Genomic DNA, 25,529 nt, shown 5'->3' with positions numbered 1-25,529 from the left:
CGTATCCGTTATGCGGCAGAAGCGACTTTCTCGGTGACCTGGCGGAGGGACGGGTTGGTCATCACCGTCCCATCGGCGAAGACCACGGTCGGCACGGTCGCGTTGCCGTTGTTCGCATTGCGGACGAGTTGCTCGGCTGTCGGGTCCTGCTCGATGTCGATCGTCACGTACTCCACACCCGCGCGGTCGAGCTGGCCCTTCAGCCGAACGCAGTAGCCACACCAGGGAGTGGTGTACATCGTGATCACAGCGAGGCCTCCGTCGCATCCGTCCGGTAAAGGTTTTGTCGTCCGATCGCCGACCAACCGCATAACCCGGTCGTGGCGGCATTGCTTCCCGGTCCGGCGTGTCGGGCCGAGCCGCGACTACCGTGTCGGTTGATGTCAGGATCAGCCACTCGCCCGAACCGCCGCGGGGCGTCAGCGCCCACGCGCCCTCCGACGCCTGCGCGCAGGCCCGGAGGGAAGAAGGCCACCGAGGCGGAACCGAGCGCGGGCCCGGAGCCGGGCGCCGGCGCGGAACCGGGTGCCGGCGCGGAACCGGGTGCCGGCGCTGGTGCAGAGCCGAACCCGGGTGTGGAGCCGGGCGCGGGTCTCGACCCTGAGCAGCTCGCCGCCGTGCTCGCGCCGATCGGCCCGGTCTGCATTCTCGCGGGCGCCGGCACGGGCAAGACCCGGACCATCACACACCGGATCGCGCACCTGGTGACGCAGCGGGAGGTCGGCGCGGGGCAGATCCTCGCGGTGACCTTCACGAACCGGGCCGCGGCCGAGCTGCGCGGGCGGCTGCGGCTGATGGGAGCCGACGGCGTCCAGGCCCGCACCTTCCACGCGGCCGCGCTGCGGCACCTGAGCTACTTCTGGCCGAAGGTCGCCGGGGTGGCGCTGCCGAGGCTGGAGAAGAGCCGCGTTCCGCTGCTCGTCCGCGCGGCGAACCGGGCCCGGCTGCGCCCGGACCGCGCCGAGCTGCGCGATCTGGTCGCCGAGGTCGAATGGGCGAAGTCGATGATGGTCGCGCCCGCCGACTACGTCCACGCCGCCGCCGAGCACGGGCGGGAGGGCTCGTACGCGCCCGACGTCGTGGCCCGCCTCTACGAGGCCTACGAGGACGTCAAGGGGGAGGCCGGTGTCCTCGACTTCGACGACCTCCTGCTGCTGACCGCGGCCGTGATCGAGGAGCACAGCTGGGTCGCGGCCGAGCTGCGCTCCCGCTACCGCCACTTCGTCGTGGACGAGTACCAGGACGTCAACCCGCTCCAGCAGCGGGTTCTCGACGCCTGGCTGGGCGATCGCGACAGCCTGTGCGTCGTCGGCGACGAGCACCAGACCATCTACTCGTTCACCGGCGCCAGCGCGCGTCACCTGCTGGACTTCCCGCGGCGTTTCCCGACCGCCACGGTCGTGCGGCTGGTCCGGGACTATCGCTCCACCCCCCAGGTGGTGGCGCTGGCGAACGGCCTGCTGGACGGTGCTCCTCCGGCAGCCGCGTCGGCCGGGTCGGCGGCGTCGTCCGGTTCGACCGGGTCGGCCGCGGCGCCGGCCGGGCCCCGGGGGCGGCTCGTCGCCATGCGCCCGGCGGGCCCGGCGCCCACCTGGCTGGAGGCCGACAGCGAGCCGGAGGAGGCGGCGGGCGTCGCCAGGCGTATCCGCGGGCTGCTGGCCACGGGTGTGGCGGCCAGCGACATCGCGGTGCTCTATCGGATCAACGCGCAGTCCGAGGCGTACGAGACGGCGCTGGCGCGGGCCGACATCCCCTACCTGCTGCGCGGCGGTGAGAAGTTCTTCGAGCGGCCCGAGGTCACCGCGGCCGTGCGGATGCTGCGCGCGGCGGTCCGTTCGGCGGAGCCGGACCGCCCCGGCGGGCTCGGTGACGCGGTCGCCGACGGGCTGGGCGCGTTGGGCTGGCAGCCGGGCGCCGCTCCCGCGGGGCGTGGCGCGGACCGCGAGCGGTGGGAGAACCTGGCGGCACTGCACCGGTTGGCCGTCGACCTCGAGGCCGCCCGCCCCGACGCCGATCTGGAGGCGTTCGTCGCGGACCTGGCCGAACGTGCCGCACATCAGCACACCCCGACGGTGCAGGGCGTCACGCTCGCCTCCCTGCACGCCGCCAAGGGGCTCGAATGGGACGCGGTGTTCCTCGTCGGCCTGGTCGAGGGAACGCTGCCCATCGTGCACGCGCAGTCCGACGAGCAGATCGCGGAGGAACGCCGGCTGCTCTATGTGGGCATCACCCGGGCGCGGGTCCACCTGGCGCTGTCGTGGTCGCTGGCGCGGGCCGAGGGGGCCCGCCGCTCCCGGCGGCCGTCACGGTTCCTGGACGACCTGCGCCGGGCGGCGGCCACCGCGGGCGGCACCCGGGGCTCCTCCCGAACGGCGGCGACCCGCGCGTCCGGTGATGCGGCCGTGTCCGGATCGGGACACGGGGCCGGACACGGTTCCGCGGCCGCGGGGGAGCGGCGGGGCGGCGGGGAGTCCGTTGGCGGCGGCACCGGGCGCCCGCGCGGCCGGCAGAGCGTGCAGTGCCATGTCTGCGGGCGGTCGCTGGCCGGTGCGCGGGCCCGGATCGGACGCTGCGAGACGTGCCCGGGGCAGGTGGACGCGGAGCTGTTCGAGCGGTTGTGCGCGTGGCGGGCGCAGCGGGCGAAGGAGCAGGGAGCGCCTGCCTTCGTCGTGCTGACCGACGCGACACTGCGGCTGATCGCCCAGCGTCGCCCCGCGACCGTCGCGGATCTCGTGGCTCTGCCGGGCATCGGGCAGAGCAAGCTCGACCGGTACGGCGAGGACGTCCTCGCGCTGGTCTCCGACACCGCGTCACGCGGATCGCGGCACTGAGTGCTGATACCGGTGCCAACGGTGACACGCCGGGGTGGCTTCGATCCTTGCTGTGGCTGAACGAGTCTGTGAGATCACTCCAAAAATAGGTTGTCAGCGCCGGTGACTGCTCCTACCGTTGTCCGTGAACACCGGAGCGCGATCAGTGCGCTGCGGGTGGGAGCCGGTCCGGTCGGGTTCGGCGGAGTCGCGAAGGAGGTCACGATGAGAATGATCATCATGGCTTCCGTGCGCACGCGTATGCGGCCGCCCATCGCCGGCGTCCGTTATACGCCTGCTGCCCGGCTTGCTGACACGGTCATGTGGCTCGGTGCCCGGGAGCCGAAAGGCTCCCGCTGCGCCGGTCGCGGTGTCCTCGGCGGCGATTTCGTGGTGAGCCGTGTCTCGGCTCAGGGTGCCCTGACGGGTGCCGTCGTCACGAATGGCCGTTCGGATCATCAAGCCGCCGCCGCAGCACGTCAGGCCGGCACAGCCGCCACGCGTTTTCTCGATCAGTCGGGCCCTGTCCCGGATCCACTCCCGGCCTAGCGCCGAACCGGAGTGACTTCCGAGGCCGCGGATCCGACAGGATCCGCGGCCTTTCTGTTTCTCCCGGTCGAATCGCGTGCCAGAGCTACCACTCCGGAGGTCTGATCCTGACCGTCGTCGATGGACGCAAGACCGAGCAACCGATCGGAACTAAACCGCCAATGTCGGAGGTGACCCCGGTGTTCGACCCCTCGATCGATTCCCGGATCGAGCGGGAGCGTCTCGTCCTGCCCTGCTGGGACGTGGACCCCGAGCTTTTCTTCGCCGAATCCCCGGCGGACGTCGAGTCCGCCAAGTCCGTCTGCGTGGACTGCCCCGTGCGCCATGCCTGCCTGTCCGCCGCGATCGACCGGGCGGAACCGTGGGGTGTCTGGGGCGGCGAACTCGTCGTGACCGGCCGCGTGGTCCCGCGCAAGCGTCCTCGGGGGAGGCCGCGCAAGAACGTCGCGGCCTGACCGAGCAAGGGCCTTGCGGCTACGGCTACATAGTGACCTTGGGGCGGCGCACCGGATCTCCGGTGCGCCGCCCCAAGGCGTTGCTGCGCTTCGTGCTGATGGCCTGACCGGTGTCGATCAGTCGCGGTTGGCCTGGGGCTCACGGGCCGGTCGGCGCTGCCGTGGGGGCCGGCTCGGCTCGACGGACCCGGCCTGCTCGGGCGGGCGGATCCGGCTCCGTGAGCGGTTTCCACGCTGTGCCGGGGCGAGCACGACCGGGCCGGGCCGGGCCCGGATGACACCCGCCTCGTCCTCGACGTCGAGCCTGGGCAGGCGGCGACCTGGACGGTTGGCAGCCGCGGCGTGCCGGGCCGCCGCGGTGCGCGGCGGTGCGAAGCCCGGCTGCCAGCGTTCCATCTCGGCCCGGAACGGACCGGTGCTGCCGAGCTGGCAAAGAATGCCGATTGCACCGAGGGTGACCCGGTGGATCAGCAGATAGGACGGCGGCAGGTTGAGCTGGCGGCCGAGCTGGGCTGCCGAAGACCGCCAGTCCCCGAGCCGCAGGGCCTCACCACGCAGCCATTCCCGGGAGAAGGTGAACTCCTCCGCCGCGATCGGGGCGAGCATGGGGGCCAGATAGCCCAGCAGGTCGTCGGCGGGAATGCTGGCGCTGGCCGGGATGAAACCCTCGACGAGCAGCCCTTCGGCGACGGCCTCCGCATTGCCGGCGAGGGCCATCCGGGCCAGTCGGCCGATGGGCTCGGGCAGCCCGTCGGGCAGGCGGTTGACCGCTCCGAAGTCGAGGACTCCCAGGCGCCCGTCGGGAAGCAACCGGAAGTTCCCCGGGTGTGGGTCGGCGTGGAGCAGCCCGGCTCGGCCGGGACACGAGTAGAGAAAACGCACGAGCAGCAGCCCGGCCCGGTCCCGTTCCTCGGGTGTGCCCCGTTCGATCACGGTGGACAGCGGCACACCGTCGATCCATTCGCTGACCAGAACCCGGTCGGCGCCGGCGATGGGGCGGGGGATGACGATGTCCGGATCGCCCGCGTAGGCCTGCGCGAACGCCCGCTGCCAGGCGGCTTCGAGCCGGTAGTCGAGCTCTTCGGTGATACGGGCCTTCAGCTCGGCGACCAGTGGCTTGATGTCCAGGCCCGGTGTGATCGCCCCGAACAGGCGGGCGGCGCGACCGAGCTGGTTGAGATCGGACAGCAGCGCGTCCCCGGCCCCCGGATACTGGATCTTCACGGCGACATCGGTTCCGTCCGCCGCCCACACCGCGCGGTGCACCTGCCCGATGCTGGCCGCGGCGGCTGGCGTGTCGTCGAAGCTGGTGAACAACGACCGCCAGTCGGGGCCGAGCTCTGCGCTCAGGACCCCGTGCACGGTTGCCGCGGGCAGCGGCGGCGCGGCCTCCTGGAGTTTGGTGAGGGCCGCCCGGTAGGGACCGGCGACCTCCTCCGGCAGCGCCGCCTCGAAGACGGACAGCGCCTGGCCCAGCTTCATGGCCCCGCCCTTGAGTTCTCCGAGGACGCGGAAGATCTGCCCTGCCGTCCGCTGCTGCAGCTCGCTGGCCACAGCTTCGGCGGGTCTGCCCCCCAGGCGTTTTCCCACGCCGAGGGTCGCCCGGCCGGCCATGCCGATCGGGAGGGTCGCGAGCTTGGCGGTGCGGACGACCGCCCGCCGCGGGATGTCGGACACCGCTCCATCGTGCCCTTTCCCGCGGGCTGTTGTGTCAACCTCGCGATAGACGCCCTCACCGCGTGCTGCCCGTGGCGATCTGCTGGCGGTCGATGGCGGTCTCGAGTACTTCGGGCGAGATGGCCTGTTCCTGAGGTGGTGACCCGGCCGCGGCGCGTGCGGTGCGGCAGGGGCACTCGGGGTGGAGTGGCCAGGTGCGGCGCCGGATCCGCAGATCGGTTCGGGCGATCTCCAGAGTGCCGTTGGCGGCTGTGGGCAGCTGGCGGGGGCGGTCGCTGGCTGCCGTGTTCAGGTCGAGGAAGTCGAGCGCCTGCATGGCGGTGATCGCGGCGACCAGGGTCGCCAGCGAGATCTCGCAGGGGTCTGCGCCGTGCTCGGGCGGGCGGATCATCTGCATCGCGAGGATGAGCCAGTCGGAGTCGCGGGCGTCGCGGTGCAGGTGCTGACAGTGCAGGCAGGAGGTGACGCCCGGCACGATCAGAGGCCCGATGATCCCCGTCGTCTCGCGGACTCCTGCCAGCAGATGAGGGACGCCGGCCCGCTCCATACGCAGGCACTCGTCGGGATGGACGACTGGAAGCCCCACCGGGGCCAGGAGAACCAGATCGGGGCGAAGCGGCTCGACCTTCGCGGAGCGCATCGGCCGGCTTTTCGGCTGGCGGCATGGCGGATCCCGCCGACCGGTGGCCCGCCGCACCGCCGTATCAGCCGCCAGTGAGCGGGGTCGGCCGATGTCGTCGAGCCGCAGCCCACCGGGCGCGACGTCGGCCGCCGACGTGGGACCTGGATCGTCCACCAGGATCTGGCCGACTCCCGCGGCCGCGAGCAGGGTCGCGATCTGTGCTCCGATCCGCCCGGCACCCCGCACGCACACCCGGGCCCGGCGTCGTCGGTGCAGCGCCGACCGGGGCACCCTCACGCCGAAGCTCGACAGCGAGAGCGCGGCCAGGTCCGGGTCGAACCGGTCGTGGTCACCATCGCTGACGGGCGCCGGCCCGCTGTCGGCGGCGTCGTCGATCAGCCCGGCCTGCGCAAGTATCTCGATCATCGTGCGGGCGGTCGGATCACGGGCCTCGCCGCCGCCCGGCCCCAGCCCCAGCTCCGGGCCCGGCGATCCCAACGTGTTCAGCGCGGACAGGTCGGCCGGCCCGACATCGGTGAGAATGACGGCGCGCAGGGGATCGACGCCGATCTGCAGGGTGGTGCTGTCTCGCCAGAGCCGACGGAGACCGGCTTTGAGGACCGGGCGCACGGGATCCTCCTTGCATCAGCCGGCGAGCTCGGGCCGGCGGCTGGTGGGACCCGTTCACGATGACATGAGGAACGCGCTCCGAGTGGTTGTCCGCCGCGCCTGTGGACAGACGGTTTTTGTTCGGATCCGCCGGGCGGGCGGTGGCACCGAAAGGGTGATTCGGGTAAGCGTTCAATGCTGGTAGAAATTGTTCCTTTTCCGTCGCCACCTCGGGCCTGCGGCATCCCTGGCCCTTCTGATACGTCCATTCAGGTGCGTGGCCAGGGCTTTTTCGTGATCGCTTCGTGTTCGAAGGGCGTCGGACCAGGCTGGCTGGTCGGCCTCGGGGTCTGTCGCGCCAGGCCACCGAGGTTGAGCGGGCTGTGACGGTCGCGTCGGTGATGCGCCCTGTCGTAGGCGGTCGTGCGGGTGAGGCTCGCACGGTTCGCACTTCACGATTGCGGCTGGATCCGGAGCTCGACGGCGGCGACGTGGGGGCGTCCGAAGGGTGAAGGATTCTGGTCGTTGGGACGACCAGAATCCTTCCTTCTTGCGGATCGCCAGGCGGCCCGCGCCCCTTTTGCGCTTTTTGTTGTGAATTATGCCGAGTGCGAGCATGGGGCGGGAGTGTGAACTCCGTCGGGCGCGAACAGCGCTTCCATCGAACGCGAAGGAGATTTCCGCTGCACGTAAACGGGCCCCCGGGGTGAACGTGGAGCCTCCGGCTTCCCCTTCCGGAGGCGCCCCGCATGCCCGAGGGCCCGCGACGTCAAGCTACGACCGATTCGCCATGCAGGTCAATTCGTGTGGCCTCGTGGCGGCTCACGGTGTCCAGTGGGCGGGTCAGGATCCGGCGTCGTCGGAGGTTGGTGGCGTGCCGCCCTCCGGAGATCCTCCGTTGAGTTTCTCGATCTCGGCCATGATGTCGACCTCGGACCCGGGCGTGGTGCCGGCGACGAAAGCGGCGGGGTCGGTGAGGTCGGCGGCGCTCGGCAGCAGGTCCGGGTGGGCCCAGACGGCATCCCGCCCGTCGTGGCCGCGAGCCTCGCCCAGCGCCTCCCAGAGCGCCGCGGCCTCGCGCAGCCGGCGGGGCCGCAGCGAAAGCCCGACCAGGGTGGCGAAGATCTGCTCGCCGGGGCCACCCTCGGCCCGACGCCTGCGGACCATCTCGCGCAGCTTCACCGCGGCGGGCAGGTGCTCCCGCGCGGCGGTGTCCGCGATGTGGTCCACCCAGCCCTCGATGAGCGCGAGGATGAGCTCCAGCCGCGCCAGCGCCGCCTTCTGCTCCGGCGTGTCGGCGTCGGCGAAGACGTCCTCACCGAGTGCCTCGGTGAGCCGTTCGGGGTTCATCAGCGTGGTCGGGTCGATCATCCGCATCACCCGGCCGACGGCTTCGGGGTCGACGGCGATACCGCGCGCGTACTCCTCGACGGCACCGAGCACGTGCGAGCGCAGCCACGGGACGTGCGCGTACAGCCGGTTCGAGGCCGCCTCGCGCAGCGCGAGGTAGATGCGGACCTCCTCGTCCGACACGCCGAGGCCCTGCCCGAAGGCCGCCACGTTCGCCGGCAGCAGCGCCGCCGTGCCCGCCGGGCCGAGTGGCAGGCCGACCTCGGTGGAGCTGACCACCTCGGTGGCCAGCGAGCCGATGGCCTGGCCCACCTGGGCACCGAAGAGCATTCCGCCAACCTGGTTCATCATCTGCATGACCGGCCCGCCGGCACCCATCAGCCGGCCGAGGTCGACGCCGGGCGGCAGGGCGCCCGCGAGCTCGGGTGGCAGGTCGCCGCCGCCGAGCTGGCTCAGGCCGGACGAGATCCCGGTGCGCATGGCCTCGACGACCTTGCTCGCGACCGGGTCGCACAGCGTCTGCCAGACCGGCATGGTTGCCTCGATCCACTTCTCACGCGACCACGCGGCGGCCGTGGTGGCGCCGGAGGGAAGCGTGGTCACCGGGTCGAGCCACACGTCGGCGATGCGCAGAGCGTTCTCCACCTCGCCGACCTCGGCGGGGCGCACAGCCCGGTCGGTGCTGCCCAGGGTCCGCACCGCGACCTGGCGCGCGAGCTCCCAGTTGACCGGACCGCCCTGCCACGAAAGAAGGCGTTCGAGCTCGGCGAAGAACGGGGCGCCGCTGCCGGAGGGGCGGTTCGGGTCACCGCCCGGCGTCGGACCGAAGCCGAAGGGGAGGCCGCCGCTCATCGCGGGGACCCGTGGACGTTCCGTGGGGACATGAACCCACGGTAGTGCGTTTTCCCGCCGCCCGGTGAAACGGAGCCGGTGGGACGTTACCGTCGGGGGGTGGATGTTACCTTCTCGGATCCAGTTCCCGTTGTCGACGGTGCGTCATCCGGCGTCGTGGTTCTCGCCGAGATGCGGGAAAACCCACTGTCTGTGGATGAATGTCTCGCCGCGGTGCGGCTGCCGGAGGTCGGCGGAATCGGGCTGTTCATCGGCACGGTGCGAGATCACGACCATGGCCGCTCGGTGGGCGACCTGGAGTACAGCGCACATCCCACCGCGGCCCGGGAGCTCGCTCGGGTCGCCGCCGAAGTGGGCGCTGACCTCGGAGTTCGGGCGATCGCGGTGCTGCACCGGACGGGTCGCCTCGAGATCGGGGACATCGCCGTCGTCGTCGCGGCGGGCGCCGCGCACCGGGCTGAGGCCCTCAGCGCCTGCCGGCGCCTCATCGACGATGTGAAGGAACAGGTGCCGATCTGGAAGCGGCAGGGATTCGCGGATGGCTCGTCCGAATGGGTGGGCGCCTGCTGAGTGGGCACCTAGGATAGATGTAGGTCATCTACCTTCCCCGTCTCGACGTCGAGGCCGCCATGTGGTTCTTGCTGATCCCACCAGTCGCGGTGCTCCTGGCTCTGGCCTGGTTCACGCTGCGCAGCCGACCTGATCGCACCTCCGAAGCCATGATCACCATCGAGGGCTACCGCCGCAGCCTGGCGGCCCTCGCCCGTCCCATCCCCGCTGCCCGCGAGATCTCCACCACCTCTGGGTCGTCCTCGGTGACCACTCTGCCTGTCACGGTTCCGGTCCCCGCCGCGCGTCCCGCGGATCGTGGCCCGGTCGAGGCTGTCGGGGCCGTCGCCGAGGGTGAAACAGGAGGAACTGCCTGAGCTCGGGCAGGTTGCCGGCTCTGCGCGTCCTGGTTGAGGGGCGGTCACCCCCGTGTTTGCGGGGGTGACCGCCCCTTGCCGTCTCCGCGGGTGTCCCCACCGGCCGGGGTAGGGGCCTGCCTGCGGGTACGGCTGGCCGGGCCGCGGGAACGGTGGTCTCGTGGGCGCGGCCCGGCGGTCGGAGACCGGATTTCGAACCGGTGCCGGCGATCTACGTAGACTGCGGGAATGGGCCGCCGCACGCAGACACTCTTCGTTGCGTCGGTGCTGACGCTGATCCTCGCGGTGGTCGGCCTGTGGTTGCCGGTCCCGTACGTGACCTTCGCGCCGGGGCCGGTGACGGACACGCTCGGCAAGGTCGACGGCGCTCCGCTGATCGAGATCGATGGCCGGGAGACCTACCCGACCTCGGGGAGCCTCGACCTGACGACCGTCGAGGAGACCCCCCGCCTCAACCTGCTGGGAGCGTTGCAGGACTGGGTCTCCTCCGACCGCGCGGTCGTTCCGAGCGAACTGGTGCGCCCGCCGGGTACCAGCCAGGAGGAGATCCGCCAGGAGAACACCCAGGCGATGCTCGACTCCCAGGACCAGGCCACCGCGGCGGCGCTCAGCGAGCTCGGCATCAAGCCGACCGGGCGGGAGGTCGTGGTGAACGACGTGCCGTCCGGCTCGCCGGCCTCCGGCCTGCTGCGTTCCGGAGACGTCATCACCGCTGTCGGTGGAGAGAAGGTCACCGACCAGGAGAGCCTGAAGGCGCTGGTCGGCCGGAGCAAGCCTGGCGACGTCGTCGAGGTGACCTACCGCCGGGACGGCCGGACGGAGACCACGAAGATCACGACGAGGCCCGCCACCGACGACGCCAGGCGCCCGATGATCGGGGTGACGACGAACCTGAAGCTCTCCTACCCGTTCACGGTGCGCATCCGGATCTCCGACATCGGCGGTCCCAGCGCGGGCCTGATGTTCGCCCTCGGCATCGTGGACCTGCTCACGCCGGGCGAGCTGACCGGCGGGAAGACGATCGCGGGTACCGGCACCATCGAGAGCACCGGTGAGGTCGGCGCCATCGGCGGCATCCAGCAGAAGATCCTCGGTGCCGAGCAGGCAGGAGCCTCCGTCTTCCTGGTGCCGAAGGAGAACTGTGTGGACGCGGTCCGGATGAAGCCGGACCTGCGGCTCGTCCAGGTGGCAAGCCTGTCCGACGCGCTCGACGCGCTGAAGACCCTGCAGAAGGACCCCGACTCGACCGCGGTGGCCTCCTGCCCGGCCGAGCGGTAGGCGAGAAGCCGGGCGGACGGGAAACGAGTGGCCGGGCGGCCGAGTGGCCGAGGGCAGGCTGGCGGGCGGGCGCGAGGAGCAGGCAGATGGGCGGGAACGCCGCGCGCACCCGCCCTGCCGCCCCGTCCGGCCGCGCCCCCGCGCGCGTCGTCTACCGGAAGGTGTCCAGCAGCCCGTCGACGAGGTTGTCGGCCAGATCGGGGTCGATGACCAGCTCGTCGTCCCCGCGTACCCGCAGGCAGGAGGCGTGCATCCCCGCCCTGGTGACACCGACCGCGAGGCGGACGTCCTGGCGCTCCGGGTGGTTGGCGGCCCAGTGCTCGATGTCGCGCTCGTCGTAGGGAACTTCGGCCTCCGCGCTCGGCGGCAGCACGACGAGCTCGGTGACGAGGACGCAGCCGAGGACCTCCGGCGGCCAGCCGATGCCAGCCAGGACTTCGTCAAGCCGCCCCTGGGGGAGCGGTTCCTGCTCCACCGGCGTTAGTGAACCTGGTGGAGCGTCGCCGATATGGGGGGCCAGGCCAGGTTCACGCATGAGCAGCTCGGAAGTGTCCGCGAGTGCGTAGACCTGGCTCGGCTGGTCCCACCCCAGCTCGGCGACGTGTCGTTCGACCTCCAGGACGACGGAGGTCAACTCGGTGATGCTCGGAGTGGTCACCGACCCATCCTCTCGGATCTAGCCGAACACGGCTGGCGTAGGTTGCCCTGGTAGGCCGGGCAGCAGTGCCAGGAACGGACGGAGGAGCTCGTGCCAGGAACCAGTCGCAGGCCGCCACTGACACGGATGCGTGTGCTCGTGCCGGTACTGGTCGTCCTGGTCCTGATCATCGTGGCCGGTGTTTCGACCCGCCTCTACACCGACCTTCTGTTCTACCGTTCGGTGGACTTCAGTAACGTCTTCAAGACCGTGGTATTCACGCGAATACTTCTGTTCGGGCTCTTCGGCGCGGTGATGGCCATTGCCGTGGGAACGAACATAGTACTCGCCTACAGGTTGCGTCCGCCGAGTGACCTGTCGGCCGAGCAGCAGAGCCTTGAGCGCTACCGGGTGGCGATCGAGCCGTACATGCTCCCCGTTCTGCTGGCCGTCTCGGCGGTGTTCGGCCTCCTCGCCGGGCTGTCCGCGTCCAGCCGATGGCGAACCTGGCTGCTGTGGATCAACCGCGAGCCGTTCGGCGAGGTCGACGCGCAGTTCCACCGGGACATCAGCTACTACACGTTCACCTATCCGTTCCAGCGTTTCCTGCTCGCGTTCCTCCTCACCGCGGTGCTGCTTTCGCTGCTGGTCGCCGTACTGACGCACTACCTGTTCGGCGGCATTCGGCTGCAGTCCCCCCGGGACCGGGTCGCCCCGGCGGCGAAGGCGCACATCTCGGTGCTGCTCGGGCTGCTCGCCCTGCTCAAGGCGTGGGCCTACTACCTGGACCGTTTCGGCCTCGTGTTCTCGTCCCGCGGTGTGGCCACCGGTGCGTCCTACACCGACGTCCACGCGGTGCTGCCGGCGAAGCTGATCCTGCTGTTCATCTCGCTGGCCTGCGCCGTGCTGTTCATCTACAACATCTTCCAACGGGGCTGGACGCTTCCCCTGCTCGGCGCGGGCATCCTCGTGCTCTCCTCGGTGGTCATCGGCGGGATCTACCCGGCGATCGTGCAGCAGTTCCAGGTCAAGCCGAACGAGGCCTCCCGCGAGGAGCCGTACATCACCCGCAACATCGGCGCGACCAGATCCGCCTACGGCATCCAGGACGTCGAACCGGTCTCCTATCCGGCCAGTACGGACGCCAAGGCGAAGGAGATCGCCGCCGACACCGGAACGGTGCCGAACATCCGGCTGCTGGACCCGAGCAAGATGTCGCCCACGTTCCAGCAGCTCCAGCAGATGCGCAGCTACTACGGCTTCCCGCAGACGCTCGACGTCGACCGTTACACGACGACGGAGAACGGGAAACCCAAGACTCAGGACTACGTCGTCTCGGTCCGGGAGCTGAACCAGGCCGGTCTGAGTGACGACCAGCGCAACTGGATCAACGAGCATCTGACGTACACGCATGGCCGGGGCTTCGTCACGGCGCCGTCCAACACCGCCGACGGCGGGCGCCCCGACTTCAACCAGTCGGACCTGCCGGAGAGGGGCGACCTCGGCGTCAAGGAGAGCCGGATCTACTTCGGCGAGATGTCGCCGGAGTACTCGATCGTCGGCACCCGCCAGGCGGAGATCGACGGCCCGGGCCCGGGGGACACCCAGCTCACGACCAGCTACGACGGCGACGGCGGCGTCTCGATCGGTTCGAGCTTCCGACGTGCGCTGTTCGCGCTCCGCTTCGGGGAGCCGAACATCGTTCTCTCCAGCGACATCACCAGCGACTCGCGCATCCTCTACGAGCGCAACCCGCGGGACCGGGTCAGCAAGGTGGCACCCTGGCTCACCCTCGACGGCGACCCCTACCCGGCGGTCGTCGACGGGCGGGTCACCTGGATCCTCGACGGCTACACGACGTCCGACGCCTACCCCTACTCGGCCCGGGTGACCTTCGGCGACGTGACGGCCGACTCGGTGACGGCGCAGAGCCGCAACCGCACCCAGCAGCCGGAAAACAAGGTGAACTACATCCGGAACTCGGTGAAGGCGACGGTGGACGCCTACAACGGGACGGTCACCCTGTACGCCTGGGACGAGCAGGACCCGGTGCTGCGGACCTGGATGAAGGCCTTCCCCGACACGGTGCGCCCGAAGAGCCAGATCTCCGACTCCCTGAAGGAGCACCTGCGCTACCCGGAGGACCTCTTCAAGGTCCAACGGGACCTGATCGGCAGTTACCACGTGGACAACGCGCGGGACTTCTACTCCCAGGAGGACTTCTGGGAGGTGTCGAAGTCCCCGGACGACACCGGCAAACCGCAGCCGCCGTTCTACGTCTACAGCCAGCTACCCGGCCGGGCCGAGCCGTCGTACAACCTGACCTCGCCGTTGATCTCGGCCCGGTCGTCCAAGCTCGCCGCGTATATGGCGGTGTCGATGGACCCGGACAACTACGGGCAGTTCACGTTGCTGCAACTACCACGGGGCGCCACCATCAACGGGCCGGTGCAGGTGCATGACGCCATCGAGGCCAATGCCGACGTCGCCAGCAAGCTGACCCTCTGGCGCGGCCAGGGCTCGCAGACGATCGAGGGCAACCTTCTGACGCTGCCGGTGGCGAACGGCCTGCTGTACGTGGAGCCCTACTACGTGCAGGCCCGGGGCTCGACCGGCTACCCGACCCTGCAGGGCGTCGCGGCGGCCTTCGGCGACGGCATCGGCTTCGGCTCGACGCTCGCCGACGCGCTGAACGACCTCTTCGGCGCCGGCGCCGGCGACTCCGCTGCGGGCGCGGGCACCTCGGCGGCGCCGCCGACGACCGGGGAGTCCGGAACGGGTTCCGGGGCGGGGGCGGGAACCGGGACGACCACGCCCGGCGGCGGTGATCTGGCGAGCGCCGTCGCCGCCGCCGAAAGCGCCTACCAGGCCGGTGAGGACGCGCTGGCGAAGAGCCCGCCGGACTTCGCCGCCTACGGCAAGGCCCAGCAGGACCTGCAGGCCGCGCTCGACCGGCTGCGGGCACTGACCCCGTCAACCACCGCCCCGCCCACGTCGGCCCCGCCCACGGCGGCACCGTCGGCGGGGGCGACGGGCGGGGCAGCCACGCCGGGAGCGAGCGCCCCGCCAGGCACGGGTGCCGCGTCGTCGCCGCCAGCCGCGGTGTCGCCCTCACCTTCGCCCGGCTAGAGCCGCCGCGGTCCCTTGGTCGCCGTGGCCCCCGTGGCCATGGCGACGTCGGTGGAGCCCGTCGCCGTTGTGGTCACGCCGACGATCCGTCCGGCTGCGGTCCGGGTCGGCGACCGCGGCTGACCGCCCGGGGCCCACGGACACAGGGGGAGCACGGACACAGGGGGAGCACGGAGCGCCGAGTCTCCTCTGCTGCAGGCGGAAAAACTGGTGGGGCCACCGATTTGACATCCGGCCTCAGCGTCCCTGTATAGTAAAGACACACCGACGCGGGGTGGAGCAGCTCGGTAGCTCGCTGGGCTCATAACCCAGAGGTCGCAGGTTCAAATCCTGCCCCCGCTACAAAGCGAAATCTCCCCTCAGAGAGAAAGTTCTCTGAGGGGAGATTTCATTTGTGGGTTGTTTGTCGGTTTTGCCTAACTGGTTCTGTAGGTGATAGAGAACCGATCAGCCCGCCGCTCTGCCGGCACCACAGGTGGTTGTACAGCCCGCCGGCTGCGAGCAGCTCGTCGTGGGTGCCCTGCTCCGCGATCCGCCCGCCGTCCAGGACCACGATCCGGTCCATCGTCAGCAGGGTCGACAGCCGATGGGCGATGGCGATCACCGTCCGGGTGGCCCACAGGTCCTCCAGCGCGTCCTGGACGAGCCGCTCGCTCTCGCTGTCCAGCGCGCTGGTCGCCTCGTCGAGCACGAGGATCGGCGCCGGGTTGAGGAACGCCCGGGCCAGGGCGATGCGCTGTCGCTGCCCGGTGGACAGCCGGATGCCCCGTTCGCCCACCAGGGTCTCGTACCCCTCCCTGGTGGCGACGATGAACTCGTGGGCGTGGGCCCGACGTGCCGCCGCCACCACCTCGTCGGGGCTCGCCGTGGCGGCGGTGCCGTAGATGATGTTCTCCCGGATCGAGCGGTGGAACAGGGTGACGTCCTGCGGCACGTAGGAGATGAGCCGGGCGAGCTGGCGGTCGTCGATCGGTGATCCGTCCAGGAGCAGGGCGCCGGTCGGCAGCGGGTAGTAGCCGAGCAGCAGCTTCAGCAGGGTCGACTTGCCGCTGCCGCTCTGGCCGACCACCCCGATCTTCTCGTTGCGGGCGATATCGAGGGTGATGCCCCGCAGGACCGGCCGGTCGGGGTCGTCCGGGTAGGCGAAGCACAGGTTGTCGAGGCGCAGCACGCGGGTGTACGTGGCGACCGGCGCCGCCGGCCGCTGCGGCTCGTCGTGGTCTTCCCGGTGCTTGTGGTCTTCCAGGTCTTCCTTGTCTTCGCGGCCGGCGCGGCCGGTGGGGCCGGCGTGGCCGACGGGGTCCTCGTGATCCTCGCGGTGCTCGCGGACGATGTCGCGGTCGCCGAAGAGATATCGGTAGGCCTCCTCGACCCGGGCGAACTGCAGGTTCATCTGGGAGACGATCCACACCGTCGCCCAGATGTAGTCGGAGAACGCCATCAGCGCGGCCAGGAAGGTCGCGAACTGGCCGAGGGTCAGCTCGCCGTCGAGGTACAGGTGCAGGTTGAAAAGCACCGTCGCCGGCCAGAGCACATACCGGACCACAACACTCATCGACGCGAAGTAGACGAGGTTCCACCGGTAGGAGGACGCCGCGGCCCGGGCCACCCCGCGCCGTCTGGTGCGCACCCCGTGGTGCTCGGCGCGTTCCCGCCCGAACGACTTCACCGCGACGAAGTTCGCGATGACGTCGATGACGTGGCCCTCGAGGTCGGAGGAGGTGTCGGCGGACGTCCGCTCGCGGGCCGCCACCTGCGCCACCATCGCCCGGCCGAGGAAGATCATCAACAGCAGGCCGCCGGCGAAAACGCAGCCGGTGGGGAGATTGACGGTGAACATGATCGCGACGAGTACCGGGACCCGGACGATCTCCTCGCAGTACTGCCAGTACACCGCGTCCAGGAACTGGCGGTACTCCCGGCCGAGGGTCGTGACGTAGCTGCTGATCTTGCCGGTGAACGTGCCGACGAAGTAGGGATACGGCTGGTTGATCACCTTGGTGAAGACGAGGTCCTCGGACTCGTAGCCGCGGGGGAGAAGCAGCCGAACCCACAGCAGCTCGCCGCCGCGGTAGAGCAGGTCGTGGCCCACGCTGGCGCCGATCAGCACGGCGGCCCAGCCGAACGCCGTCGAGTGGTCGACCGACGTCTCGGTAAGGGCCGCGACAAACCTGCCGACAACGGCCGGTACCACGGCGAGCAGCGCGTTCGACAGAACGAACACGAGCAGAACCGCCGCCGCGCGCCAGCGATAACCGTGGATATGGGCGAAGAACGAATGCAGCCCGGGATGGCGACGACGAGACGCGGTGGGTGATGGTCCGTTCGTCGACGCCGACGGACGGACGGTGCCCGCCGCGCCCGTCGAATCGACCGCGCCGGCGGGCGGGGGTGTGGACGTGACGGCCATTCCGAAACAGTGGCGCGGGTACCGGTTCTCCGCATCTGAATAATTACCGGGACGACATTCCGCGAGGTCCGCGTGCTGGCGCTGATGCCCGGTCAAGATCGACAGTCGGGTCGTGCGGGCGAGGTTCGCGCTCCAGGAACGAACGCGGCTGCCATCTGACGGTGGCCGGTCGCCCCGCTCGGCTCAGCTTGCCCGCGACGACCGGCGCGAGCACCTGGGCGAGGACATCGCCTCGCTCATCCTCAACGCCACGATCGACGGCCGGCCGCTGCCGATCGAGAACGTCGAGAGCCGCGGCAGGTCGCGTCCATCGTGGCCGGCGGGCTTAGCCATCCGCCAATCCGCTACCAGTTCGGCTGACGCTGGACCGCTGGACCGCTGACCGCTCCGCTGGATCGCTGGCCGCGTCCGACAGGCGCGCCGGTCCCGCCCGCGCCTGTCACGGTCGTGGGGGCGTCCGCCAGGGGCTTGCCGGGCGCAGCTGGTCGGCCGCCCACAGCAGTGATCGGGCCAGGGCGCGGGCCTCGTCGGGGTCGAGATAGGCCGCGGCCAGGCTGTCGAGCATCGGGGCGTCGACCCGCAGCAGGACGACGGGTGCCGCGCCTGTGCTGGCGGGAGGCTCAGGCCGGACAGTGATCTCCGCCTGCCCGATCTTCGTGATCAGGATGCCGTCCCGCGGGTCATGGTGGACGAGCGCCATGGTCTCCTCTTCGATCGAGCCGGAAGCAACCAGTTCTCGTGAAGGGTTGGACTCCCGTTGGCTCTTCATGGTTGCTCGCGGGTGGTTCTTGTCGTTTTGTCGACGCCCCGCCGTCAGCGGGCGCCCCAGGAGTAGGTCTGCTTGACCAGGCGCAGGTAGACGAACGTCTCCGTCTCCCTGACCTGCGGCAGCGCCCGGATCTGATCGTTGATCAGGGACAGCAGGTGCTCGTCGTCCTCGGCCACCAGCTCGACCAGGATGTCGAAGGTGCCCGCGGTGAGCACGACGTAGTCGACCTCGGGCAGCTGGGCGAGCGCGTCGGCGACCTCGCGGGTGTCGCCGGAGACCCGGACGCCGACCATGGCCTCGCGGCGGAAGCCGACACGCAGTGGATCGGTTACCGCGACGATCTGCATGACGCCGGCGTCGAGGAGGCGCTGGACGCGTTGGCGCACCGCCGCCTCCGACAGACCGACGCTGGCGGCCATCGAGGCGTAGGAGCGCCGCCCGTCCTGCTGGAGCTGCTCGATGATCGCCTTGTTGATGTCATCCAGCAGCGGCTCGGCTGCCTGGCGCTGACCGGGCGACCGGCGTGGCTGCACGCGACATCCTCCTGGATGGTTCGTCCGACGGACGTCGATTGTGGGGTGGTTACTCGCTGTGTGTCATCGTATTGCGGTCGTGGCACCAATAGGGATGCGGTCTTCACAACCCTTGCTTTCCACCGATTCCATTGTAAACGCCATCCTGGGTCTACGATTTCAGTAGGCGACAGCAGAGGAGGGCGCGGTGATGGTTCCGGACGCGACGACCCTGGCTTCTCGTCCCGACGTTTCCGCCGAGACGATCGCCGGCCTGATGGCGCGCGAGGAGCGTGCGCTGGAGAGCCGTACGCAGGGGTCGCGGGCCCTGCACGCCCGGGCGGCGCGGACGATGACCGGCGGGGTCCCGTCGTCCTACCAGGCCCGCGAGCCCTGGCCGATCTATCTCACCCGCGGCAGTGGCTCGCGGGTGTGGGACGTCGACGGCAACGAGTACTCCGACTTCCACAACGGGTACGGCTCGATGGTGCAGGGCCACGCGCACCCGGCGATCGTGCGGGCCGTGAGTGAACGGATCCCGCTCGGATCACACTTCGCCATGCCGACCGAGGACTCCGTGGTCGTCAGCGAGGAACTGGCCCGCCGCTTCGGCCTGCCGCAGTGGCGTTTCGTCAACTCCGGCTCAGAGGCGACCATGGACGCGATCCGGATCGCCCGCGGGGCGACCGGCCGCGACCCCATCGTGAAGATCTTCGGCTCGTACCACGGGCACCACGACTACGTGATGGTCTCCATCGGTGCGCCGTACGACGACATCGGCCCGCCCGACCGGATGAACTCCCTCAGCTACGGCGCGGGAATCCCCCAGGCCGTCGTCGACCTCACCGTGGCGGTGCCCTTCAACGACGCCGCCGCGATGGAACGACGAATCGAGGCGCTCGAGGCCGAGGGCCGCAAGCCCGCCTGTGTGATCATGGAAGCGGCCATGATGAACCTGGGAGTCGTGCTGCCCGAGCCCGGGTATCTGCAGGCCGTCCGTGAGATCACCCGCAGGCACGGCATCGTGCTCATCTTCGACGAGGTCAAGACCGGCCTGTGCGTCGCCGCCGGCGGCGCGGTCGAGCGGTTCGGCGTGCTCCCGGACATGGTGACCCTCGCCAAGGCGCTCGGCGGCGGGCTGCCGACCGGCGCCATCGGCGCCACCGAGGAGCTGATGGCGGTGGTCGCCTCGGACAAGGTGAAGCAGGTCGGTACCTACAACGGGAACCCCCTGGCGATGGCGGCGGCGCGCGCGAACCTGCTGGAGGTGCTGACCCCCGAGGCGTACACCCACCTGGACCGGCTCAACGACCGGCTGATGGCGGGCTGCCGCGACATCCTGGCCCGGCACGGCCTGGCTGGTTACCCGGTCGGGATCAGCTCCAAGGGCTGCGTCCACTTCACCGACGCCCCGATCCGCGACTACACCTCGTTCATGGCGCACCAGAACGCGGCCCTCCCGGAGCTCGCCTGGCTCTACAACGCGAACCGGGCGGTGCTGATGGCTCCCGGCCGCGAGGAGGAGTGGACGTTGTCCGTGCAGCACACCGACGCGGACGTCGACCGCTACCTGGACAGCCTGGACGTGATGGCGGGGGACCTCGCCCGCCGCTGACAGTGCCGCTGGCTGCGGGCCGCTGACAGTGCCGCTGGCGGCCGCTGTCACTGGCAGCCGCTGTCGGCAGCGCGCCGCGTCGCATGCAGCGGCCCGTTCGGTGTCCCGCGGTCAGTGGCCCCCGGTGAGCGCCGCCAGGACGGAACCGAGCCGGGACGGCCGACCGGTGCGGTTCTCCCTGGCGTCGACCGCGCGGGCCAGCCGGGTGCCGCCGGTGATGCCGAGCCATCGCAGCGGCTCCGGCTCCCAGCGCCGCCGTTCGCCGCGCACCCAGGGCAGGCCGGTCCGCTCCGAGCTGCGCCCCGTGATCAGCTCGGCCAGGGTCTGGCCGGCCAGCGCGCTCGCCGCCACCCCGTCCCCGACGTAGCCGCCGGCGTGTGCCAGCCCCGTCGCGCGGTCCAGGTGGACCGATGGTGTCCAGTCGCGGGGCACGCCCAGCGGCCCGCCCCAGCGGTGTGTGATCCGAGCCGTCGCCGCGGCTGGGAACAACGTGGCGAGGGTCTGCCGCAGCTGGTCGAAGATGGCCGGCTCGACGTCGAAGGACGGGTTGATCCGGGAGCCGAAGTGGTACGGCGTGCCCTCGCCGCCGAGCACGATCCGCCCGTCGGCGGTGCGCTGCGCATAGATGATCATGTGCCGGTCGTCGGTCACCGCCACCCTGCGCTCCCAGCCGATCTCGTCCCATGTCGCGGGGCCCAGCGGCTCGGTCGCCACGACCAGGGAGTAGATCGGCACGACCTCGCGGCGCAGCCCCGGCAACGTGGCGGTGTAGCCCTCGGTGGCGCGCACGATGACGTCGGCGCGCACGACCCCGCCGTCGAGGACCACCCGCCCCGGAACGATGCGGCGGGCTGGGCTGCGTTCGAACACCGTTACCCCGCGGCGCTCGGCGGCGGCCGCGAGCCCGCGCACGAGGCGGCCCGGATGCAGCACCGCGCAGTCAGGGTCGAGCACCCCGCCCTCGGCCCCGGCGACCCGGACGATCCCGGCGACCTCGTTCGCGTCCAGCCACTCGGTGCCCGCGGTGCGGCGCAGGCGGGTCGCCTGGGCCGGCGTCGTGGCCACGCGCAGCGTCCCGGCCTTGACGAAGTCGCAGTCGATGCCCTCCTCGAGGGCGATCGCCCCGATCTCGTCGATGGTCGCCGCCAGCGCGGGACGCATCTGCGCGGCGAGCGCGGCGGTCGGGAACAGCGCCGAGCACCAGCCCCCGTTGCGCCCGGACGCGCCGAAGCCGACGGTCTCCTTCTCGACGACGACCACCCGCAGCGCCGGATGGGTGCGGGCGAGGTGGTAGGCGGTCCAGAGGCCGGTATAGCCAGCACCCACCACGCAGACGTCGGCGGTGAGGGCGCCGCGGGCGCGGGGACCGAGCGGGCGGCCCGACTCGTCCGGGGCACCGGCCCACAGCGACCAGCCGGTCGGGCTCACCAATGCGCGGTCCGCGCCGCTGTCGCCTGGTCGGGCGTCGTCCGATCCGGTCTCGTCCGGCCCGGTCTCGCCTGGTCCGGTCTCGATCGGTCCGGTCTCGATCGGTCGGGTGTCGCTGTCGCTCACGGTGTCCGTGCCTCCGCTGGGACGTGCCGGTCGTCGTGGCTGCCGGTCCAGGCGCGCGACCGCAACCACCGCGGTCCCCGGTCCCCGGGCCCCGCATCCGTCCCGGGACCCGCATCAGGGTCGCATCCCCGCGATGCCGGGGCCGACAGCGGGTTTCTGAGCGACTTCCAAAACGCCCATTAACGAAGGTTTCGATTGTCCAGGAGTCGGCCCGGCACGCTATCCGCGCCGAAAGGTTCGTGGAACCATCGGGTCCGATGGGTAGGGGCCTTGGACCCGAGGAAGCGCGCACTGAACGCCAGCAGAGGGAGAAGGCGGATGGACCGGACGCTGAACAACTTCGTCGGCGGGAAGTCGGTGCCGTCGCGGGATGGCCGGACAATGCCGGTACTGGATCCCTCCACCGGTGAGATCCTCGCCCACGCGCCGATCTCCGCGGAGGCGGACGTCGACACGGCCGTACGCGCCGCGGCGGAGGCCTTCGAGGAATGGCGGTACACCACCCCGGGCGAGCGGTCCCGTGCGTTGCTGCGGCTGGCGGACGCCGTCGAGAGCCGGGCGGACCAGATCGCCGCGATGGAGTGCGCGAACACCGGGAAACCGCTTCAGCTCACCCTGGATGAGGAGATCGCGCCGTCGGCCGACCAGATCCGGTTCTTCGCCGGAGCCGCCCGGCTGCTGGAGGGACGTGCCGCCGGGGAGTACCTGGCGGACCACACCAGTTACGTCCGGCGTGAGCCGGTGGGGGTCTGTGCTCAGGTCACGCCGTGGAACTACCCGTTGATGATGGCGGTCTGGAAGGTCGCGCCCGCACTGGCCGCCGGGAACACGGTCGTGCTCAAACCGGCGGAGACCACGCCGGCCAGCTCGCTGCTACTGGCCGAGATCGCCGCGGAGTTCCTGCCACCGGGTGTGCTCAATGTGGTCTGTGGTGACCGTGACACCGGGCGTGCGATGGTCGCCCATCCCGGTCCCGCGATGGCTTCGGTGACCGGCAGCGTCCGGGCCGGGATGGAGGTCGCCCGGGCGGCGGCGGACTCCCTCAAGCGGGTGCATCTGGAGCTCGGCGGCAAGGCGCCGGTGATCGTCTTCGACGACGTCGACCCGGCGGAGGTGGCACCCGCCATCGCCGGTGCCGCGTACTTCAACGCGGGGCAGGACTGCACGGCGGCCACCCGGGTACTGGCCGGGCCAGGCATAGCCGACGAGTTGGCGAACGCGCTCGCCGAGGCCGCGCGCGTGACCGTCACCGGCCCGCCCCGCCGGCCGGGAGCGCCCGCCGCAGCCGGCTCAGGCGCTGGCTCAGGCGCCGACGCCGATTTCGGGCCCCTCAACAGCGCCGGCCAGCTCGAGCGGGTCAGCGGGTTCGTCGAGCGCAGGCCGGAGCACGCCCGCCTGCTCGCCGGCGGCACGACCGATGACCGGCCCGGGTACTTCTACCCGGCCACCGTCATCGCGGGGCTGCGCCAGGAGGACGAGCTGGTCCAGCAGGAGGTGTTCGGCCCCGTGGTGACAGTCCAGACGTTCTCGTCCGAGGACGAGGCTGTGACCTGGGCGAACGGCGTGGAGTACGGACTTGCGTCCAGCGTCTGGACAACTGACCACTCGCGCGCGATGCGTGTCACCCGGCGGCTCGACTTCGGCTGCGTGTGGGTGAACACGCACATTCCGATCGTCGCGGAGATGCCGCATGGAGGGTTCAAGAAGAGTGGATATGGAAAGGATCTGTCCGTCTACGGGCTCGAGGACTACACCCGTATCAAGCACGTCATGCACAACTTCGCATTCCAGGGCGGGCGGCGGTGACGGTCGGTGGCCGGAAGTCGGGAAGAGCGGCGTGTGGTCACGCGGAGCCCAGGAGCCGGGAAGGATCTACGCAGCCGCTTCGTGACCGTGCACGGATATCGGCGCGCCTATCTGCGGGCGGGCCGGGGCCCGGCACTCCTGCTGATCCACGGTATCGGGGACAACTCGGGAACCTGGCGTGACCTGATCCCGGAGCTGGCACGGAGCCACACGGTGATAGCCCCGGACCTGCTCGGGCACGGCCTTTCGGACAAGCCTCGGGGCGACTACTCGGTCGCGGGCTATGCGTGCGGGATGCGGGACCTGCTCACCGTCCTGGGCATCGAGCGCGTGACCGTCGTCGGCCATTCGCTGGGCGGGGGAGTGGCGATGCAGTTCGCCTACCAGTTCCCGGCCCGCTGCGAACGGCTTGTCCTGGTCTCGGCCGGAGGTGTCGGGCCGGACCTGCACCCGCTCCTGCGGGCCGCGACGGTCCCGGGCTCGGGCCATGTGCTGTCGCTGTTGGCCAGTGCGCCGGTCCGTGGTGTCAGCCCGATGGTCGTGGGCGCGCTGCGGCTGCTGCACACCGATGTGGGCCGGGACGCGGACGATCTGATGCGGGTCTTCGCCTCGTTGCAGGCGTCGACGGCCCGGCAGGCGTTCCTGCGCACCCTGCGTTCCGCCGTGGACGGCAGAGGACAGGCGATCACCATGCTCGACCGGTGCTATCTCGCCGCGGGTATGCCCTCGCTGATCGTGTGGGGTGAGCACGACGGTGTCATCCCGGTGGAACATGCCAGGATCGCGCACGTGGCCATGCCGGGAAGCCGCCTGGAGATCTTTCCAGACGCCGGACATTATCCGCACCACTCGGATCCGGTCCGATTTCAGGCTGTTCTGGAGGATTTTCTGGCCACCACCCGGCCGGCCAGTCACTCGGATCGACAGTGGCGCGCGTTGCTGCGCTCCCACGGCGCGGGTGGCGAGCGCGGTGAGGGCGAGCGCGGTGGGGGCGAGCGCGATGAAGGTAAGCGCGGTGGGGGCGAGCGCGATGAGGGTAAGCGCGCTGAAGACAGGCGTGGTGAGGGCGGGGGCCGTGGTGAGGGCGTCGGCCGCCGCGGTGCGGGCCGGTCGCAGCCGTTGGCACCCCCGCCAGGGGTGCCAACGGCTCCCGCTGGCGGAGGAACCGCTGTCGGCGGCGGATGACCTTCGGCGCCGCCGGGCGCCGTTCGCAGCGGGGTACGGTGCGATGGGCGCTCATGCCGCGACAGCGGGATCTGGGCGCGAGATGCCACGGCGAAGCAACGTGCCGGGTGTACTTGTCCTCATCTGTCTCAGGTGAGCCGTGGACATTACCGGACAACAACTCGCCCGACAAGTACCGGCCGGGCAAGTTAAGTGGACATGTCCAACCGACATCCCGCCACGCCGACCTCGGCCGAAGTAACGCGGCTGCTTCGGTGCCGACGGGTGGCTCCGTCCGGCGACCAGATGATGGTGTGGAGGTGGTGGGGGACACGGGGGTGTCCCCGCGACGGTTGCGCATTACTCTGGCGTGGCCGCTATCGCGAAGTTCATGGAGCGGGAAGGCGCGTTTCTGGCTTATCCTTGGCTGGTAACGCTAATGCCCGTCAAAACCTCGGAGGTCGACCGTTGGCACGCCGTGCGCGACTGAGCTGGCCGCAGGAACATCATCAGGCGAGTGAGGTGGTCGTCCGTCGGGTCGACCCCGGTCGGGGCTGGACCCTCGAACAGGCTCGTGACCTCGTCGAGCAGGGGTACTCCATCGAGAACGTCGCGGAACGGACAGGTTTTCCCGCGAAGATGCTCGACGTCGCCGTCAAAGACTGACTAGTCCTTCATCCCGGCGTTCGTGGAGTCGCGGGCCCGGTGCTGTGGGCGTGCTTCCGGGTGTTCGGAGTCGTCGAGATCCTTCGAGTCGGGCGGGGCCTGTGGTTCCGGTCGCCGACCGTGTCAACAAAGCGTCCGA

Annotated in this window: 20 protein-coding genes and 1 tRNA gene; 12 read left to right on the top strand and 9 right to left on the bottom strand. The window is 70.5% G+C overall.

Going from position 1 to position 25,529, the window contains the following annotated elements; all coding sequences use genetic code 11:
- Positions 1–8: 8 nt before the first annotated feature.
- Complete coding sequence (locus AWX74_RS26720) at positions 9–248, bottom strand: mycoredoxin (RefSeq protein WP_091282634.1); 240 nt, start codon at positions 246–248, stop codon at positions 9–11.
- 327 nt (positions 249–575) lie between these two features.
- Between AWX74_RS26720 and AWX74_RS26715 the strand changes: the two genes are divergently transcribed.
- From AWX74_RS26715 to AWX74_RS26705, 3 genes are all read left to right on the top strand, one after another.
- Positions 576–2,831: an ATP-dependent DNA helicase UvrD2 gene (locus AWX74_RS26715; protein ID WP_091282630.1), complete on the top strand. Its 2,256-nt coding sequence runs from the start codon at positions 576–578 to the stop codon at positions 2,829–2,831.
- Positions 2,832–3,035: 204 nt separating this feature from the next.
- Positions 3,036–3,359, top strand: coding sequence for a hypothetical protein (locus AWX74_RS40880; protein WP_207550421.1), 324 nt, complete (start codon positions 3,036–3,038; stop codon positions 3,357–3,359).
- Between the two features lie 161 nt (positions 3,360–3,520).
- A complete protein-coding gene (locus AWX74_RS26705) occupies positions 3,521–3,814 on the top strand; it encodes a WhiB family transcriptional regulator (RefSeq protein WP_035954849.1) in 294 nt (97 codons plus the stop codon).
- Between the two features lie 117 nt (positions 3,815–3,931).
- On the opposite strand, the gene AWX74_RS26700 is transcribed toward AWX74_RS26705, so the two are convergent.
- The 3 genes from AWX74_RS26700 to AWX74_RS26690 form a co-directional block, all read right to left on the bottom strand.
- Positions 3,932–5,491, bottom strand: a complete 1,560-nt coding sequence (locus AWX74_RS26700) for an ABC1 kinase family protein (protein WP_091282623.1) — start codon at positions 5,489–5,491, stop codon at positions 3,932–3,934.
- 55 nt (positions 5,492–5,546) lie between these two features.
- Positions 5,547–6,743: a ThiF family adenylyltransferase gene (locus AWX74_RS26695; RefSeq protein WP_091282620.1), complete on the bottom strand. Its 1,197-nt coding sequence runs from the start codon at positions 6,741–6,743 to the stop codon at positions 5,547–5,549.
- Between the two features lie 822 nt (positions 6,744–7,565).
- Positions 7,566–8,924: a zinc-dependent metalloprotease gene (locus AWX74_RS26690; RefSeq protein WP_091282617.1), complete on the bottom strand. Its 1,359-nt coding sequence runs from the start codon at positions 8,922–8,924 to the stop codon at positions 7,566–7,568.
- 99 nt (positions 8,925–9,023) lie between these two features.
- Between AWX74_RS26690 and AWX74_RS26685 the strand changes: the two genes are divergently transcribed.
- The 3 genes from AWX74_RS26685 to AWX74_RS26675 all read left to right on the top strand — a co-directional run bounded on the left by AWX74_RS26685 (position 9,024) and on the right by AWX74_RS26675 (position 11,128).
- Positions 9,024–9,494, top strand: coding sequence for a molybdenum cofactor biosynthesis protein MoaE (locus AWX74_RS26685; protein WP_054565148.1), 471 nt, complete (start codon positions 9,024–9,026; stop codon positions 9,492–9,494).
- 59 nt (positions 9,495–9,553) lie between these two features.
- Entirely contained in the window at positions 9,554–9,850 is a 297-nt protein-coding gene (locus tag AWX74_RS26680) for a hypothetical protein (RefSeq protein ID WP_091282615.1), read from the top strand.
- A 228-nt stretch (positions 9,851–10,078) separates the two neighbouring features.
- A complete protein-coding gene (locus AWX74_RS26675) occupies positions 10,079–11,128 on the top strand; it encodes a YlbL family protein (RefSeq protein WP_091282611.1) in 1,050 nt (349 codons plus the stop codon).
- Positions 11,129–11,279: 151 nt separating this feature from the next.
- On the opposite strand, the gene AWX74_RS26670 is transcribed toward AWX74_RS26675, so the two are convergent.
- Complete coding sequence (locus AWX74_RS26670; RefSeq protein ID WP_054565145.1) at positions 11,280–11,786, bottom strand: PPA1309 family protein; 507 nt, start codon at positions 11,784–11,786, stop codon at positions 11,280–11,282.
- A 90-nt stretch (positions 11,787–11,876) separates the two neighbouring features.
- Between AWX74_RS26670 and AWX74_RS26665 the strand changes: the two genes are divergently transcribed.
- Together AWX74_RS26665 and AWX74_RS26660 are read left to right on the top strand one after the other, a co-directional pair.
- Complete coding sequence (locus tag AWX74_RS26665; RefSeq protein WP_091282608.1) at positions 11,877–14,894, top strand: UPF0182 family membrane protein; 3,018 nt, start codon at positions 11,877–11,879, stop codon at positions 14,892–14,894.
- A 268-nt stretch (positions 14,895–15,162) separates the two neighbouring features.
- Positions 15,163–15,236 (top strand) — tRNA-Met (locus AWX74_RS26660).
- Positions 15,237–15,282: 46 nt separating this feature from the next.
- On the opposite strand, the gene AWX74_RS26655 is transcribed toward AWX74_RS26660, so the two are convergent.
- The 3 genes from AWX74_RS26655 to AWX74_RS26640 all read right to left on the bottom strand — a co-directional run bounded on the left by AWX74_RS26655 (position 15,283) and on the right by AWX74_RS26640 (position 18,606).
- A complete protein-coding gene (locus AWX74_RS26655) occupies positions 15,283–17,304 on the bottom strand; it encodes an ABC transporter ATP-binding protein (RefSeq protein WP_091282605.1) in 2,022 nt (673 codons plus the stop codon).
- Between the two features lie 439 nt (positions 17,305–17,743).
- Positions 17,744–18,004, bottom strand: a complete 261-nt coding sequence (locus AWX74_RS26645) for a hypothetical protein (protein WP_054565142.1) — start codon at positions 18,002–18,004, stop codon at positions 17,744–17,746.
- A 113-nt stretch (positions 18,005–18,117) separates the two neighbouring features.
- Positions 18,118–18,606 (bottom strand): Lrp/AsnC family transcriptional regulator, encoded by a 489-nt coding sequence (locus tag AWX74_RS26640; RefSeq protein WP_006544921.1) that lies wholly within the window; start codon positions 18,604–18,606, stop codon positions 18,118–18,120.
- Between the two features lie 190 nt (positions 18,607–18,796).
- Here AWX74_RS26640 and AWX74_RS26635 point away from each other — a divergent pair, with 190 nt between their 5' ends.
- Positions 18,797–20,200 (top strand): aspartate aminotransferase family protein, encoded by a 1,404-nt coding sequence (locus AWX74_RS26635; RefSeq protein WP_091282599.1) that lies wholly within the window; start codon positions 18,797–18,799, stop codon positions 20,198–20,200.
- A gap of 111 nt (positions 20,201–20,311) precedes the next feature.
- Here the strand turns inward: AWX74_RS26635 and AWX74_RS26630 are convergent, their stop codons facing one another.
- Complete coding sequence (locus tag AWX74_RS26630; protein WP_091282681.1) at positions 20,312–21,754, bottom strand: NAD(P)/FAD-dependent oxidoreductase; 1,443 nt, start codon at positions 21,752–21,754, stop codon at positions 20,312–20,314.
- A gap of 318 nt (positions 21,755–22,072) precedes the next feature.
- Here AWX74_RS26630 and AWX74_RS26625 point away from each other — a divergent pair, with 318 nt between their 5' ends.
- From AWX74_RS26625 to AWX74_RS39580, 3 genes are all read left to right on the top strand, one after another.
- A complete protein-coding gene (locus AWX74_RS26625) occupies positions 22,073–23,560 on the top strand; it encodes a gamma-aminobutyraldehyde dehydrogenase (protein WP_091282597.1) in 1,488 nt (495 codons plus the stop codon).
- A gap of 33 nt (positions 23,561–23,593) precedes the next feature.
- The gene (locus AWX74_RS26620) at positions 23,594–24,745 is read left to right on the top strand and encodes an alpha/beta fold hydrolase (RefSeq protein WP_091282594.1); all 1,152 of its coding nucleotides are present in this window, start codon (positions 23,594–23,596) and stop codon (positions 24,743–24,745) included.
- Between the two features lie 447 nt (positions 24,746–25,192).
- Positions 25,193–25,390 carry a hypothetical protein gene (locus tag AWX74_RS39580; protein WP_006544926.1) on the top strand — a complete coding sequence of 66 codons (198 nt, stop codon included), beginning with the start codon at positions 25,193–25,195 and terminating at the stop codon, positions 25,388–25,390.
- Positions 25,391–25,529 lie beyond the last annotated feature (139 nt).

Origin of the sequence: Parafrankia irregularis, assembly GCF_001536285.1 — a bacterium.
Lineage (GTDB): Bacteria > Actinomycetota > Actinomycetes > Frankiales > Frankiaceae > Parafrankia > Parafrankia irregularis.
Note: the sequence above shows the minus strand (reverse complement) of the source record. Positions and strands in the feature narration are given on the sequence as shown.